Origin of the sequence: Membranihabitans maritimus, assembly GCF_021729145.1 — a bacterium.
GTDB lineage: Bacteria > Bacteroidota > Bacteroidia > Chitinophagales > Saprospiraceae > Membranihabitans > Membranihabitans maritimus.
The window spans coordinates 278,048-293,719 of record NZ_JAJSLW010000007.1 but is presented as its reverse complement, the minus strand read 5'-3'; the positions used below and the strand labels follow the sequence as shown (position 1 = coordinate 293,719).

At 39.0% G+C, this 15,672-nt stretch carries 11 protein-coding genes; 9 read left to right on the top strand and 2 right to left on the bottom strand.

What is annotated here, in order from left to right; translation table 11 throughout:
- Nucleotides 1-80 precede the first annotated feature (80 nt).
- The 3 genes from LVD47_RS10735 (at nucleotide 81) to LVD47_RS10725 (ending at nucleotide 3,281) form a co-directional block, all read left to right on the top strand.
- The gene (locus tag LVD47_RS10735; protein WP_236975854.1) at nucleotides 81-848 is read left to right on the top strand and encodes a carbohydrate-binding family 9-like protein; all 768 of its coding nucleotides are present in this window, start codon (nucleotides 81-83) and stop codon (nucleotides 846-848) included.
- Between the two features lie 195 nt (nucleotides 849-1,043).
- Nucleotides 1,044-1,694 (top strand): RraA family protein, encoded by a 651-nt coding sequence (locus LVD47_RS10730; RefSeq protein ID WP_236975852.1) that lies wholly within the window; start codon nucleotides 1,044-1,046, stop codon nucleotides 1,692-1,694.
- A gap of 597 nt (nucleotides 1,695-2,291) precedes the next feature.
- A complete protein-coding gene (locus LVD47_RS10725; RefSeq protein WP_236975851.1) occupies nucleotides 2,292-3,281 on the top strand; it encodes an SMP-30/gluconolactonase/LRE family protein in 990 nt (329 codons plus the stop codon).
- Between the two features lie 602 nt (nucleotides 3,282-3,883).
- Here the strand turns inward: LVD47_RS10725 and LVD47_RS10720 are convergent.
- Nucleotides 3,884-5,326 (bottom strand): NAD-dependent malic enzyme, encoded by a 1,443-nt coding sequence (locus tag LVD47_RS10720; RefSeq protein ID WP_236975850.1) that lies wholly within the window; start codon nucleotides 5,324-5,326, stop codon nucleotides 3,884-3,886.
- Nucleotides 5,327-5,572: 246 nt separating this feature from the next.
- Here LVD47_RS10720 and LVD47_RS10715 point away from each other — a divergent pair, with 246 nt between their 5' ends.
- From LVD47_RS10715 to LVD47_RS10705, 3 genes are all read left to right on the top strand, one after another.
- Nucleotides 5,573-6,910 (top strand): Gfo/Idh/MocA family protein, encoded by a 1,338-nt coding sequence (locus tag LVD47_RS10715; RefSeq protein ID WP_236975849.1) that lies wholly within the window; start codon nucleotides 5,573-5,575, stop codon nucleotides 6,908-6,910.
- A gap of 301 nt (nucleotides 6,911-7,211) precedes the next feature.
- Complete coding sequence (locus tag LVD47_RS10710) at nucleotides 7,212-8,120, top strand: dihydrodipicolinate synthase family protein (RefSeq protein WP_236975848.1); 909 nt, start codon at nucleotides 7,212-7,214, stop codon at nucleotides 8,118-8,120.
- A 235-nt stretch (nucleotides 8,121-8,355) separates the two neighbouring features.
- The gene (locus LVD47_RS10705; protein ID WP_236975847.1) at nucleotides 8,356-8,859 is read left to right on the top strand and encodes a hypothetical protein; all 504 of its coding nucleotides are present in this window, start codon (nucleotides 8,356-8,358) and stop codon (nucleotides 8,857-8,859) included.
- A 362-nt stretch (nucleotides 8,860-9,221) separates the two neighbouring features.
- Here the strand turns inward: LVD47_RS10705 and LVD47_RS10700 are convergent, their stop codons facing one another.
- The gene (locus LVD47_RS10700) at nucleotides 9,222-11,741 is read right to left on the bottom strand and encodes a family 20 glycosylhydrolase (protein ID WP_236975846.1); all 2,520 of its coding nucleotides are present in this window, start codon (nucleotides 11,739-11,741) and stop codon (nucleotides 9,222-9,224) included.
- Between the two features lie 499 nt (nucleotides 11,742-12,240).
- Here LVD47_RS10700 and LVD47_RS10695 point away from each other — a divergent pair, with 499 nt between their 5' ends.
- The 3 genes from LVD47_RS10695 to LVD47_RS10685 all read left to right on the top strand — a co-directional run bounded on the left by LVD47_RS10695 (nucleotide 12,241) and on the right by LVD47_RS10685 (nucleotide 15,460).
- On the top strand, nucleotides 12,241-12,711 hold the full coding sequence (locus LVD47_RS10695; protein ID WP_236975845.1) for a ribonuclease H-like YkuK family protein: 471 nt from the start codon (nucleotides 12,241-12,243) through the stop codon (nucleotides 12,709-12,711).
- 15 nt (nucleotides 12,712-12,726) lie between these two features.
- Nucleotides 12,727-13,230 carry an asparaginase domain-containing protein gene (locus LVD47_RS10690; protein ID WP_236975844.1) on the top strand — a complete coding sequence of 168 codons (504 nt, stop codon included), beginning with the start codon at nucleotides 12,727-12,729 and terminating at the stop codon, nucleotides 13,228-13,230.
- 169 nt (nucleotides 13,231-13,399) lie between these two features.
- Nucleotides 13,400-15,460, top strand: coding sequence for a S9 family peptidase (locus tag LVD47_RS10685; RefSeq protein WP_236975843.1), 2,061 nt, complete (start codon nucleotides 13,400-13,402; stop codon nucleotides 15,458-15,460).
- Nucleotides 15,461-15,672 lie beyond the last annotated feature (212 nt).

Below are 15,672 nucleotides of genomic sequence, written 5' to 3'. Positions count from 1 at the left end.
TAGTTGTGGTTTTCCAATGTCCGGCTTATTGAATATATTTTTATTTTTTTAAATAATTGAAAACAGTTAAAATTTTTTAAATGACCAATCAGATTTTTGCCATATTTATGTTGTTAATGGCTTTCCTTACCTCCGATAAGGAATCCAATATTAGTACTGAAATCAGAAAGTTTGTGATATCAAGCGAGGAAAGTTATAAGGTGAAAGAAAGGGGTGGGCCCATCGTCATTGATGCAGACTGGGATAAGCCTGTATGGAAGCGAATTCCAATAATAAAGTTGAAAAACTATATGGGTAAAGTTCCTTCTTTTCGCCCCAAAACAGAAGCTAAAGTGATGTATGACAAAGAAAATATATATGTTATTTTTCGTGTCAGGGACAAATTTGTGCGCAGTGTAGTCCGGGAATACAATGGGAATGTTTCAGGAGATTCCTGTGTCGAATTCTTTTTTGCCCCGGACGCTAATGCCCCGGAAAAATACTTTAATCTTGAGATAAATGCAGGCGGGACTCCCTTGATATTTTTTGTGTCAAAACCCTGGACCGATTTTGTTAAACTAGACCCTGTTGACATAGCAAAAATAGAAATAGCTCATTCTATGCCAGAGGTAGTTGATCCAGAGATAACTGATTCTGTTACCTGGACTATTGAATATCGGATTCCTATTGCCATCCTTGAAAAGTATTCCCCTGTAACTACTCCAGAATCAGGAGTTATCTGGAAGGCGAATTTTTATAAAACAGCCAGCAAAAGCACGAATCCGCACTGGATTACATGGTCTCCGGTGGAGTATCCAAAGCCCAATTTCCATTTGCCTCAATATTTTGGCAAATTGGAATTTCAATAGATATTTGGATGTGATAGAGGGGTTGAATTTGTAAATGATATCAGTACTAATAATGAATGTAATAATATTGTAAATGGACCAAAATTTGAATTGCGTGGGAATCCTACTTTACCGTAGGATGAAAGCAGTGACGAACCAGTAATTTCCAATGAGAGGTACCAAAATAAATTTTAGGTGTCGATAGAAAACAAAAACATGAATATTAATTTTAAAGATTTAACCGATCGGCTGTATTCGGCAGTAATTTGCGATGCACTGGATAGTATGGGGTATTCAGCCCAATCACCCCGTATCGAATTTTCGGGGTATACAGGGGTTCAAAAATTGATGGGAAGAAGTAAAACAACGCTATGGGTTGATATGTACCACGAAGATCCCGAACCGTATGATTTGGAATTGCAAGCAGTCGATTCTTGTCAACCCGGGGATGTCCTTATTGCAGCAGCAGGAGGATCCGTGAGGTCAGGTATCTGGGGAGAATTATTGTCTACCGCTGCCTTTAATTCAGGATGTAGAGGTGCCATTATTCATGGAGCCATACGGGATATTGATAAAATGGAAAGAATGAAATTCCCGGTATTTGCCACTTCCAGATGTGTTTATGACAGCCAGAACCGGCAAAGAGTAGTAGATTTGGACGTACCTGTGGAGATTGGGGACGTTAGAGTATATCCGGGTGATCTGGTCTTTGCTGATAAGGACGGATTGGTTTTTATCCCTCAAAAAATTGAAGTCGAGGTTATAGAGAAAGCACTAGAGAAAGTATCTGCTGAAAATATTACCCGGGATGCTATAAAAGCCGGAATGAAAGCTACAGCAGCATATGATAAATATGGGGTTTTGTGACCAAATATTCTGTTGATTATCAATAGTAAATAGGGAGTTGTCTAACCAATGATAGACAAACTTAAGCCTGACAGGAAGGAAAAAGTCCAGGAATGGGTCGAATAAAAAATAGGAAATTGGATTAAATTGAGCCGATTACACCCCTAATTGAAAATATACATAAGTGCTAGAAGGGTGAAATTTTGAGTGATACTTAGACGTATTAATGTATTATTGTTTCGAATCGGTATTCGAATTTGCACTTAATGGGGATAAATATTGTTCTTTTTTTCTGGATCACTATAACATGAACAAAATCTAATATCAAATTGATTATTGGCTGTAGCATAAACTTGAAAAGTATTTTCTTTGATAGTGAGGTAAAAAACACCCCGAAGGGATCACTTTTTGGTAGCCATCTAATTAGGATAGGGGATGACGAGGATTTTTAATGATGTTACTGCATAAATGCAATTCCATTTAAACAGTATTTTATAGTCTATTGGGTGTAATATGGCAAAATGGCACAAGACCTGATGATAATCAGTTCAAAATTTGAACACATTGTTGATTTATTTTTTCTGATGGACGAATGTAATAGGCTTTATAAATTATAAAATGTTAGAAGATAGAATTATGATTTCTACTATTGAGAAAGTAATAAAAACAAATTCAAATTACCTGGAATTCTTACGAAAAGTATTTTTACCGGGTCTAATATTATTCGCTTTTGTACCGATCGTTGTGGGCCAGAAGGTGCCTGCAGGAGAACTTTATATTGCTAAGGTCTTTACTCCTCCAAATATTTTTACCTCCGGAATAGAAGGACCTGCGGTAGATAAGAACGGGAACTTATATGCGGTAAATTTTAATCAGAAAGGTACCGTTGGGATGGTCAATTATAAGGGGGAAGCTAGTTTGTTTATCAAGTTGCCAGAAGGAAGTACTGGTAATGGAATACGGTTTAATTCCAGGGGGAATATGCTGATTGCAGATTACGTGAAGCATAACATTCTTGAGGTAGATATGAAATCCGGAAAGATTAGGGTGTTGGCTCATGAACCTCATATGAATCAACCTAATGACATCGCTATTGATAATAAGAATCGCGTGTATGCCAGTGACCCGAATTGGAAAAACGGAAGCGGAAAAATTTGGAGGATAAGTGACAAAGGGGAGGTTACGTTGGTCAGGGATAGTCTGGGAACCACAAATGGAATAGAATTGAGTCCTGATGATAAAATTCTCTATGTAAATGAAACCGTGCAAAAAAAGATTTGGGCTTTTGATATTAATCCGGATGGATCATTAAAGAATAAGCGACTATTTATTGAATTTTCTGACTTTGGAATGGATGGTATGCGATGTGATGTAAAGGGAAACTTATATGTCACTCGTTATGGAAAAGGATCTGTGGTGATGTTGTCCCCTAAAGGTAATCTCTTGAAGGAGATTAATTTGAGGGGTAAAAACCCCAGTAATATTGCATTTGGTGGGGAAGATGGTTGTACGGTATATGTAACTTTACAGGACCAGGGAAATATAGAATCTTTTCGCGTGCCCTTTGCCGGAAGAGCGTTTCGAATGAATAACATGGAAAGAGAATAAATTAAAGTTTAATTTTTTGAAAAATTAAATTTTATGGACAAGATACAAACGGGGCAATCCAAAACATCCCGGGTGTATTTTAGTATATTTCGTCATTTGATTTTGTATTGCGATTAATGGGCTATGCCTGGATTAAGACTAGGCTTGACAATTTTTATGAATGCCAGAGGTGATCGAATAAAATCGATAGAATAATGGTAAATCAGATTCGGTTGTTTTAGAAGAACAAATTTTTATCGATAAATTTTTTCTGTACACACCTATTTTTTCTATTGACTCCGGAGTAAAAATCGAATTAGGATCCCTATCTATATTTGAAAGGATGGTAGGCGTACACTGGAATAGTTACTACCTTTTATCGTTTAGGGTTTTCAATGGATAAGTAAGAACATTACATTTATCATTTTTTTGTTATGTTGGATTCAAAGACCGAAAGTACAGAGCCGCATTGCCATCCTAGTGAATAAGCCGATAGCCAGGGTGCTAATGATCCCGGAGGTGGGCCATTTCCGGTAGTATGAATTATTGGAATCGCCGGTAAGGTCCTAAATATGGTTTTTACCGGGCGACTTCGTGGCGGAATATTTGTGAATTTAGCGTGTTTACACACCGAATTGCCCGCTAAAAGGTACTTTTTTGCGCTCGGCAACGCCACTTTCATACGCTGCTTTCTTAACAGCCTGGGCGACCATACGGGCTACCTTTTTATTGAATACACTGGGAATAATATACTCTGTCCCCAGATCATTTTCATCGATACAATTGGCAATAGCATGTGCTGCAGCTAGTTTCATGGGTTCGTTTATATCCGTAGCCCTGCTATTCAATGCGCCCCGGAAAATACCCGGAAACGCCAAAACGTTGTTAATTTGATTGGGATAATCACTGCGGCCTGTGGCCGTAATACGGGCAATGTCAAAGATGGCCTCAGGTTGAATTTCGGGAACCGGGTTGGCCAGTGCAAATACCATTGGATCCTGTGCCATTGCTTCTACGTCTTCGCGGGTAATAATCCCAGGTCCACTTACACCTATCAATAGATCGGTATTTTTCATAGCATCGTGTACGGTTCCTGATTCATTGAGGGGATTGGTATTTTCGGCCAGCCATTTTTTAATACCATCAGTTATGTCGCTTCGTTTTCGATCTATTACTCCTTTGCTATCACACACCAAAATTTCTTTGGCACCCGCTCCCAGCAAAATACGAACAATAGCTACCCCTGCAGCTCCGGCCCCTACGATGACAATACGTATATCTTCCAGTTGTTTTTTCACTACTTTTAAAGCATTTATGGTTGCCGCGAGGGTTACCACTGCTGTGCCGTGTTGATCATCGTGAAAGACAGGAATATTGAGCTCTTTTTTAAGGCGCTGCTCGATCTCAAAACAACGTGGAGAAGAAATATCTTCCAGGTTTACAGCCCCAAAGCCCGGTGCCATCCATTTTACAGCGGAAACAATCTCATCTACCTCCTGTGTATCTAAACAAATAGGATAGGCATCAATATCCGCGAATTCTTTAAATAGCATGGCTTTCCCTTCCATCACTGGCATGGCAGCTTCAGGTCCTATGTTGCCAAGACCCAATACGGCCGATCCATCACTTATCACAGCTACAGAATTTTGCTTGATCGTAAGTGTATTGGCCTTTTCCTTGTTTTTTGCAATGGCCTCACATACCCGACCAACTCCCGGAGTATAGGCCATGGAAAGCGCATCCCTTGTGTCTACGGGTACTTTGTTTTCAATGCGAATTTTTCCTCCAAGATGCAGTAAGAAAACCCGATCCGAAACATTCCGAACTTTGATGCCTTCGATTTTCCTGACCGCCTCTACAATATTTTTTGAGTGGCTTTGATCTCTCGCGCTTACGGTGATATCCCGAACCTTATATTTTCCTTCTACTTTGACTACATCCACTGCGCCGGGATCTCCTTTTTCTTGTCCAATGGCTTCCAGTACTTTAGCCAGCATGCCCGGTTTATTTTCAATATATAAACGCATCGTAAAACTGTAACCTGCACTGGGCTGAATTTCAATCATAATCCTTTTTTTTATACTCCTCTATTTGAGCATGATGTATTTTTATTACATGCTAATATAACTTCAATGGCCGAAAGATACGAGTCTTAGTAACAAACGCAAAGAATATTTTTGTTTCAGATACCATGCGGCTATAAACAATATCCCCTGTCTCGAAAAGGTCGAAGTGGTGGAAAATACGTAACTTTACTCATATAGTAAGTCAATGGAATAAATTCTTTCAACCTAACAAATACTGTCAACACTATGACCAAACGTAGATCCTTTATTAAAAAATTGGTAGCAGGTACGGTTGCATATCAAACGTTACCCGAATTATTAAAAGCGAATAAAAAAAATAGTGTTTCTACTTTTTCAATCGGTAAAAGGGGAACTGACTCCATACGCCTGGGACTTATAGGAAAGGGGGGAATGGGAACTTCCAATGCGCGGACTGCCCTCCGGGTGGAAGATACCGAATTGATAACTGTATGTGACCTGTACGACGGCAGATTGGAAGAGGTAGCAAAAACCTGGGGAGATAAAATATCAACTACCAGGGAATACAGGGAAGTATTGGATAATCCGGACGTTGATGCCGTCATTGTAGCTACTCCTGATCATTGGCACCAAAAAATTGCCATTGACGCGATGAAAGCAGGGAAACATGTGTATTGTGAAAAACCTGTAATACACAAGTTACAGGAAGGAGCTGACTTGATAAAAGCACAGGAAGAAACCGGGAGTTTATTCCAGATGGGAAGCCAGGGGATGGCTTCTTTGGGAAACCGGGTAGCGAAAGTATTGGTCCGGAATGGGGCAATCGGTAGTGTAAATTCAGTGGAAGCAAAATTTACCCGCCCACCGGGATCGTTGGATCCATTTGTGGCGCCTGATGGGGCTAGCCCGGAAACGATTTGGTGGGATCGATTTATTGGCCCTGCACCAGATCATTCTTATGATGCACAGCGGTTTTTCTCATGGCGGAATTGGCGGGATTACGGAACGGGTTTGGCAGGTGATTTATTTGTTCATGTCATTTCCAGTCTCCATTTCATTACAGACTCTTTGGGGCCTCAAAAAGTGTATACTACGGGGGATATCTATCATTATACCAATGGTAGCAGGGACACACCGGATATTATGCTTGGTTTTTTTGATTATCCCAACCGGAATAATTTGGGGGCCTTTACTATGTCCCTGGGCGCCAATTATGTCGACGGGATATCCGGAGAATGGGGTAGTACAGACTTTGATATTATAGGGAATAAAGGGAAGTTGGAAGTGGGATGGAATACAGTAGTGCTGAAAACGGTTGATTCGGCTGATATGGATACTTTCAGAGAATTAAGTAGTGTGGGGCAAGGGATGGACCATCCCCGAAAGGTTTCGGATAAAGAATTTGTTTTTCAGGCGGAAAAAGGATATAAAGGGGGACATTACGACCATTGGAACAATTTTATCACCGGGATCCGTAAGGGAGGAGGCATTGAGTCAGATGTGAAATTTGGCGTAAGAGCTTCGTCGGCTGCATTATTAAGCTTTAATAGTTACCTAAAAGAACAGCCGGTTTTTTGGGATCCGGAGAACATGAAAGAGATATAGAATTAAGAAACTTCTCATAGGTAATTAGTGCTTGATATAAAAATTATATGGTATATGAGAAAGTATAATTGTAAAAGAGGAGATAAATTTACAGTTGAATTTTCTTAAGCATAAATCATATCCAATTGATGAAATTTTACCAGTAGGATGATTAACTGAATTTGCCGCCACAATGATTGAAAATTCGAAAACTATAATAAATAGTCTAAAATCTTTGCCAAGAAAGTATTTCTTTCACAGAAGAATCGTAAAAAGTGCTTAAATTATTGAAGAATGAAAATGTATTAAACAAATTTTTTATATGTCAAAAACCCTTTACCCTTTGTACGGAATTGTGACCGTATTGAATACTCCTTTTGATAGATATGGCAATATTGATAGGAAGGGAATAGAATTAAATGTTGCCTATGCATTGGAAGCTGGTGTTTCCGGATTTTTGGTTCCCGGGCTGGCGGCTGAAGTAACCAAACTATCCAATGCTGAGCGATATCAACTGGTCGAATGGGTAATGGAAGCTGTAAACGGTTCTGTTCCCGTCATTGTAGGAGCCGGCGATCCTGATTTTGAAAATGCATTGGAAATTTTAGATACCTTTTTACAAATAGGATGCGAAAATGTATTGTTTAATTATGCCTTTTCAGATGAAGAGGACTATCGCTCTCAATTTTTACGTTTTGCAGAACTCAACCCTGAAATGATAATGATCCAGGATTGGAGTGCGAGTGGATATGGACTACCAGATGCGTTAATATGTCAACTTTTTGAAGAAGTAGAGGCCTTTCGCTGTCTAAAAGTGGAGACCGTACCGGCAGGGGTAAAGTATTCTCGTATCCTGGACCTTACTGATGGTAATTTAAACATTAGTGGGGGGTGGGCCGTGACCCAAATGATAGAAGGTCTCGAAAGGGGTGTTCATGCTTTTATGCCTACTGGGTTGCATTATACCTATGTCGCAATTTATGAATCGTTTCATGCCGGGAATGCAGAAAAGGCTTCAGATCTTTTCGAAAAACTCATTCCTATTCTCGCTTTCTCCAATCAACATTTGGATATTTCTATACACTTCTTCAAGAAATTACTTTTTTCGCAAGGAATTTACCCCACAGACAGGGTTCGCGAACCGATACTCCCATTCGATTCTAATCATGATAAAATGGCAAAAAAAATGATAAAAAGGTCAATGGAATTGGAGGCAGAAACAATGGGGTGAACTCGTATATTATGTTCTTTGTTGAATTCCATTGAAATTATTATTGTTTTCCCCCTAAAATTTAAATATATCCTGTGTGTAATTTGAATACATTCCGTATAATTGCTGCCTGATTACTGTATTTTTTTCTTGGATGGTTGTTAAGGACCATATTCTAATTGAACCTATGATTTTGAAAACTTTCTCTTTTGGTATTATATTTAGCTTTTTATTTATAAACTTTAGTTGTTTCAATATGGATTCACAGCAAGATGATGATGAAATCAGGTGGCAAGACCGACTTTGGAATGAATTGCCTTTATTGGGGCACCGCAATTGGATTCTCGTAGTGGATAAAGCATTTCCACTGCAATCTGCTAAGGGGATAGAGGTCGTTTACACCAATGAAAGTATGGACAGTGTATTGACAGAGACGTTGGATTACCTTAGTACGCAAAACCATATTCATCCTATCGTTTATACAGACGCAGAATTGGAATACTTGTCTGATAAAGAAGTACCGGGGATCGTTTCCTATAAGAAAATGCTGGATGATCAATTATCTGAATTCAATGTTCGATCGATCCTTCACGATACTGTATTTACTAAAATAGATGAGGCTTCGAAGCTATTTAAAATTTTTGTATTGAAAACCAATGCTGTATTGCCTTATTCTTCAGTGTTTTTTGAGTTGGATTGTGGGTATTGGGATGGGACGATGGAACAAAAGTTGCGGGAAAAGATGGGGGCTCTACAGTAGGGCAAAGTGGAAGACCATGGGATTTGACTAGTATTTTCCCAGGGAGTATCCCCGTGGTTATGGGCCTTGAGATCTGCAGGTCTGAAAGCTTCTTTGTGCGCTTCGACCGAATGTACCGTATAGATCTCAGCCTCGGGCCGCTTGTCAAAAGTCCTCGAAAGGAGTTGCCTGAAGAAGAAGACAGTGCCTGTCAAAAGTTCTTGATGGCTACGTTAATAAGAATCATAAACACTCAAGACCTACAAAGCCATAGATTTTTGTAATTCTATCAGAATGCAATAATCTGCGAATTTGGTATCAATTCTATAAGGAGGAACCGAGGACAGAAGTAACTATAAACCTGATAACATTCAGTTGTTGAATTATGGGATTTCCACTATTACTGTCCTGCTGCTATATCCTGACTGGTCGAAGGCTTTCAGTTGGATCACCTGAAAATCATTGGATAAAGTAATAGGTTCGGTATACGTTTTGGAATTTCCGTCGGGTTCTGAACCATCCGTTGTATATTTGATCGTTACCCCCGGCCAATAGGCATTAGCGAGTACTTGCTCTTTTTCGATTTTACCTCCGGGAGGTGCCAATCTGTAATTGATCTTATCATCGTATACTGATTTTAACATAGGGATTTGATATTTACCTATATTGTATCGGAAGTTTTCCCAGTCAGTTGCGAAAGAACGGGATGAAGGTTTACCCTCCCATTTTGGAGATGCGTTCCAGGCTCTTTCAAATAATCCGAAAGCTTTAGGAACAAGGTAATACTGAAGAGCAGAAAAAGTGGATACTGTTTCAGACCACAATTGTCCCTGTATTCCAAGGATATTTTCTTTCTTTTCAATATTGGTTTTGCCTGCAGAACTTTGATCCAATGGATGGCCAAAAGGATCTACACTTGTACTGGTGTAAATATTATAAGGCTGCATTGTAAAGGTCTTTTTCATGTCCAGGAATCCGGACCAGTAAAATCCGGGTTCATCTGGATGTTTGTCATAAGCAAAATCAAAATAGAGGTTGGGAGCACTGCTTATTACTACCTTAAAGTCATTATTAGCCAATTTATAAGCCAATTCCTGACTGTCGTCTGGGCTATCGGGATCCCCGGGCATTGTGTTCCAGACATAAGGTATGACCTGTCCTGACTTGTCCGGATCAAGGTGGTGTTCACTATCCAGTGCCACCTCTTGCCATCCGGCCATAATCATACCTTTATCAGTTAAAATTTGTTGGATCCTGGTAAGGAAATCACTCCACAATTGATTTTTGGGAATATTGTTTTCACGAATCCATTGTTCGCATGCGGGGGATGCAGTCCAGACGCCCCGGGGAACTTCGTCTCCTCCAATATGTATTATTTCAATTTCAGCTCCGGCTTTATCATAATAGGATTGTATTTCCGTAACAACTTTTTCAAAAAACCGATAGGCTGAGGGTTGGCATACATTAACGACATTGTCATTATAGTTTTGGATAGAACGGTATTCAGACTGATCCTCCGGGTCGTGAAGCAGATATTCTATAGCTTTATCAGGTTCAGAATCTTTATATTTTTGATATCGATAATCCATACTTTTTATAGCTGCCCTGGAATGACCAGGGAGATCAATTTCGGGAATAACCTTTATGTGTCTTTTCTTAGCATATTGTAAAATTTCAACAAAGTCCGAACTTGAAAAATAACCGGAACCCGGTGAGCTTTCCACATCCGAGCCGGATCCGTACGAAGGTTGTAAATTTTTGCTTTCATCCGGAGAATAGCCTCTTTGGGCGCCAAATTCAGTAAGCTCAGGCAGGCCTGGTATTTCTAACCGCCATCCTTCATCGTCCGTCAGATGGAAGTGAAAGGTGTTGAGCTTGTATCTACTCATAAGGTCCAGAACCCACAATACCTGTTCTTTTGATTTAAAATTTCGTCCGACATCGAGCATAAATCCCCTGTATTCGAGATCCGGATAATCTCTGATTATCATTTTATCAATTGTAACGGTTTCTTTCTGGTATTGGTCGGGATTTAGTAATTGTAGAAAACTTGCAATACCATAAAAGGCCCCTTTTTTGGAAGGGGATTTAATGGATACCTTATTTTCAGCAATGGATAACTCATAACTGTCTATTCCGGATTCCGGAGTAGGCATTTGTGAAAATTCAATATTCAAATTATTGTTCCCTTTGGATAAATTGGGCAGGAGTTTTTTCATTTCCGCATCCAGGTAGTGTATTTCATCCTGAAAAAATTCGTTTTGGTTAATGTTGAAATTATTAAAAGCAACAACGCCATCTTGAACAGAAACATACTTGGGTTGAGGAATAACAGTCCTTGTAAAATGTTGGATGTCAGTAGAGTTTTTATTTATGTCAAAATAAAAACCGGCATCAGGAATGTCCACCAAATCATTATCTGACCTAATCCACTTTGAACCGGGCTCAGGTACGGAAATAGAAAGGTTATTTACTTTTACCGTCATATTATTGTCGGTATTAACAAAGAAAAATCCTGAAGGGAAATCGGAGTATTTTATAGCCCAGGTTTGTGTGGAATAATGGAATTGAATGGTATCCCCGGGTTGTAGTCTGAAATTTTCTTCAGGTACAATTTTAAAGTAATCCCCGTTTATTAACTGTATGTCTAGACCCACTGAGTTTTCAGTTTTTACCGGACTTGCTCCTTTATTAAAATGTAATTCCCAATTATCGCTAAGGGGTGAATTAGCTGAATTTATTAATTCAATTGTCGATGCATAAGAGGGGGAATCGGAAGGGGTATTTCCTTTAAAAATATATCGTACCTGTATATCTTTTAAGTCAGCTGCCGGAGGTGTATTACAACCTATACAACAGAAAAAACTAGCCACTATTGAGAGTAAAATCGATGATTTAAACATCTATTATATATTTGAATATTTAAAGTCTCAAATATAGTAAGCTCTGAAATGCAAATGAAATATGTTCTGATAATTATTAAATGAACCTGTGTTCTATGAATTTTTAGGATTCAGAGCACAAGTGTGAATAGTGAGGTTTGACTTAAAGAGGTGGATAGATAATTGACTAGCTAGTGCCCCTTTTAGAAAGAGAATCGTTGTTTTCAATTGGTTAGCTCTATAGTACACATAGCCATTCAAGAATAGACAAGCTGAATCTACTGCGTTCCCTTTCTTCGCTTAGTCCCGGTAACCCTTCAGAAATTTGCGACCGAATAATGGGGCAAGCCTAGTATATTCCGCTTCCGCTCCCCCTGAACCTATAATTATTTATCTAGGCCAGATTAATGTACAGGTGACAAGATTCCAAAGTATTTGATAATGAAGTATTAACATTAAATTTACTCCGGATTACAAATTTCTTTAATATGAAATTTTATCTTTAGTAAAAATTATTTATATGGCATGGCAAACATTCTCTGGAGCACCCCTTAAAGATGATTTATTTAAAACCGTAGAAGAAACGATTATAAAAGAGACAAAGCAGGGAAATCGCCTAAAAGTTTGTATCGGTACCGATTCCCAGGTTAAAAATGGAACAATCGAGTTTGCTACTGTTATCGTCTTTTTGCGAGAGCGAAGAGGGGGTTTTATGTATGTCAATAAGACCAGAGAAAAGGCCAAAATGGAGTTGAAGCGAAGGATGATTATTGAAGTGGGAAAATCTGTTGATATAGCGTATAAATTGTGCGATTTGTTAGAAAAATATGATATCCCTTTGGAAGTACATGCTGACATCAATACCGATCCTAATTTTCAATCCAATTCAGCACTCAGTGAAGCCATGGGCTACATCCTATCCATGGGTTTTGTCTTCAAAGCCAAGCCCAATGCCTTTGCAAGTTCAAGTTGTGCAGATAAATTAGTATAATTGTCAAAAAACCCGATGATACAAATATTTATCACAGGAGGTACATTTGACAAAGAGTACAATTATATTACAGGTGACTTGTCTTTTATGACCACCCATATTCCCGAAATGTTGAAACGAGGTAGGTGTAGTCTTGATATTGAAGTGGAAACAATCATGATGAAGGACAGTCTGGAAATGAATCTTAAAGATCGAAAGGAAATTGCCCGGAAATGTATTGAAAGTAAGCATCAACAGATTATTGTGACACATGGCACTGATACGATGGTCGATACTGCTAAGGTCATTTCAGAAGAAAATAAGGCAAAAAGTAAAACAATTGTGCTGACCGGTGCGATGATACCCTATACTTTTGGAGTATCATCAGATGGATTCTTTAACCTGGGAAGTGCATTATCTTTTGTTCAGATTTTAGAACCAGGGGTGTATATTACTATGAATGGTAGGTACTTTTCCTGGAATAATGTCCAGAAGAATTATAATACGGGGATTTTTGAAAGATTAGTTGGGGAGGAGTAAGGTATGTAGTATCAGGTTCTTCTCTTCTTTAAACCATTTCATTAAAAATTGTATTTTTATATTGGTAAGTAAAAGAGCATTTCTGATTATCCAATTTGGGTTCAAAAATCAGGCACTGTGTTTATTTACTATGCATACAATTTTTACATTATACTCAAAATTTTTAAGAATGCACTGGAAAAATACTTTTGTTACTCGTACAGGCGGCTTGGTTTTGACCACGGGAATAAACCTGTTTATTCTTTTTTTTGTACTGCCAAATCAATTCTTGGCGCAGGAGGTTTTGACACCAGAGTTAGTCGCTAAGTTACAATCGGTTGGTTCTTCTGACATATCTCCGGATGGGAAGTATATTGCTTTTACAGTATCAGTTCCTTCTGATCCTTATAAAGAAAATGAATCAGCAAAAAATTATTTGCACGTTTATGATACTGAAACCGGGTCGGTAAAGCCGTATTTTACGAGGTCAGGTGTGCATGCTGTAGATTTCAGACCCCAAAATTTAACAATAACTTTCCTGGCAAGTAAGGATGGGGATTCCAAAACTGTGTTGTACGAAATACCAATGGACGGAGGTGAAGCGACTGTTGTAAAAGAGTTTGAAAGAAGTATTTCAAGTTATGCATGGCACCCTTCAGGTGAAAAATTGTTTTTTACCGCTTATGATAAGAAAGAAATTTCGGATGTTGATATGCCTTATAGTGCTGATATCTATGAAGAAAATCAACCTTTACAAAAAGGGTATGTTGAAGATCTCTCACAAGATGGTGAATTACATAAAATAAATATTGAAGGAACGCTGGTGCTTGCGGAGTGGAGTCCTGATGGTGATCAATTGGCCATTTCCGTAGCTCCGTCCTCTGGAGTAGATGATTATTATATGTTTCAAAAGGTTAAAATACTGGATGGTGAGCGTTTTGAAATAAAGGGAGAAGTTGAAAATGAAGGGAAGCTTGGACAAATAAGTTGGTCTCCGGATGGTGAAAAACTCGCACTAAAAGCTGCGGCTGATATACACGATCCTACGGATGGAAGAATAATGCTTGTGTCTGCCAGGGGAGGGAAACCTCGAATAATTGATAGGAATTTCAAAGGAAAATTTGAAGAAATAAAATGGATCGAGGAAGATAAAATTTTGTTTTTAGCCAGTAAGGGTACAAGTTCACTAATAGGAAAAATGAATCCTGGTACCGGTGAAAAGGAGATTTTATTTGAGGGGAAGGATTTCAGTATAAGTTCAATTGACATTGCAGAGTCTGAAACAATTGCCCTGGTTGCCAGCACCCCACTTCATCCGTATGAATTATTTTTACTTGAAAATGGGACGGTTGAAAAAGTTACGAACCACAATCTATGGCTCAAAGATATTGAATTTGGCAAACAGGAAGTTATAGAATATAACAGCCGGGATGGTAAGTTTGTATTGGAGGGAATTCTTATTTATCCGGTTGATTATGTAGAAGGTAAAAAGGTTCCGATTATTACCCTGGTTCATGGAGGCCCTGAATCTCATCATCTCAATGGATGGTTAACGAGTTATTCTATGCCCGGCCAAATGGCTGCGGGAAAAGGGTATGCTGTTTTTTACCCTAATTATAGGGGTAGTACCGGCCGGGGAATTGAATTTTTATACAGTAGCCAGGGAGATCTGGCCGGATCAGAATTCGATGATATCGTGGATGGGGTAGACTTTTTAATTGAAAGAGGGATAGCCGATGAAGATCGAATCGGGGTTACAGGAGGATCTTATGGAGGTTATGCTTCTGCATGGATGAGTACGTATTACTCTGAAAGATTCGCAGCTGCCGTCATGTTTGTTGGAATAAGCAATAACCTGTCAAAATGGGGAACTAGTGATATTCCGGAAGAGTTGTTTCTCGTACATGCGAGGGAACGGATTTGGAATGATTGGGAAGGGTATCTCAAGCGAAGTCCGGTATATTATGTTGATCGGGCTCAGACACCACTGCTTATAATGCACGGGGCGGAAGATACACGGGTATATCCTGGACAATCCCTTGAGTTATACCGGCATATGAAAGTTCGAAAGCCGGAAGTTCCTGTTCGGTTGGTGTGGTATCCCGGTGAGGGGCATGGAAATAGACGTTCGACAGCCAGGTACGATTATTCTTTGCGCTTATTAAGGTGGTTCGATACATACCTTATGACGGGTAATAAGAATGCCCCAAAACCGGATTGGCAGGCCCCCGTCCAAAAGAATACGAAATAGTAATGGTCGCTGCTTCTGAGAATATTTTTATACAGTGATTAATCTTTTTTTTCACCCAGCTGTTAAGGGTTGTATCGACGGAGATTAAAGGGTTGCAGTCTCCTCTTTACGAGGTGAATTATTAACTTGAATTGGATTTTCTGCGAAAGTTTTTCAACTCCATGGTTATCCCTTAGGAATAGGGGAAACCTGAGGCGTTAATTGAAACTTTT

What these genes read in the sequence shown, in the direction of transcription:
- LVD47_RS10700 (WP_236975846.1), bottom strand. Translation starts at nt 11,741, where the DNA reads ATGTTTAAATCATCGATTTTACTCTCAATAGTGGCTAGTTTTTTCTGT.
- LVD47_RS10690 (WP_236975844.1), top strand. Translation starts at nt 12,727, where the DNA reads ATGATACAAATATTTATCACAGGAGGTACATTTGACAAAGAGTACAAT.
- LVD47_RS10695 (WP_236975845.1), top strand. Translation starts at nt 12,241, where the DNA reads ATGGCATGGCAAACATTCTCTGGAGCACCCCTTAAAGATGATTTATTT.
- LVD47_RS10715 (WP_236975849.1), top strand. Translation starts at nt 5,573, where the DNA reads ATGACCAAACGTAGATCCTTTATTAAAAAATTGGTAGCAGGTACGGTT.
- LVD47_RS10730 (WP_236975852.1), top strand. Translation starts at nt 1,044, where the DNA reads ATGAATATTAATTTTAAAGATTTAACCGATCGGCTGTATTCGGCAGTA.
- LVD47_RS10725 (WP_236975851.1), top strand. Translation starts at nt 2,292, where the DNA reads ATGTTAGAAGATAGAATTATGATTTCTACTATTGAGAAAGTAATAAAA.
- LVD47_RS10720 (WP_236975850.1), bottom strand. Translation starts at nt 5,326, where the DNA reads ATGATTGAAATTCAGCCCAGTGCAGGTTACAGTTTTACGATGCGTTTA.
- LVD47_RS10735 (WP_236975854.1), top strand. Translation starts at nt 81, where the DNA reads ATGACCAATCAGATTTTTGCCATATTTATGTTGTTAATGGCTTTCCTT.
- LVD47_RS10705 (WP_236975847.1), top strand. Translation starts at nt 8,356, where the DNA reads ATGGATTCACAGCAAGATGATGATGAAATCAGGTGGCAAGACCGACTT.
- LVD47_RS10710 (WP_236975848.1), top strand. Translation starts at nt 7,212, where the DNA reads ATGTCAAAAACCCTTTACCCTTTGTACGGAATTGTGACCGTATTGAAT.
- LVD47_RS10685 (WP_236975843.1), top strand. Translation starts at nt 13,400, where the DNA reads ATGCACTGGAAAAATACTTTTGTTACTCGTACAGGCGGCTTGGTTTTG.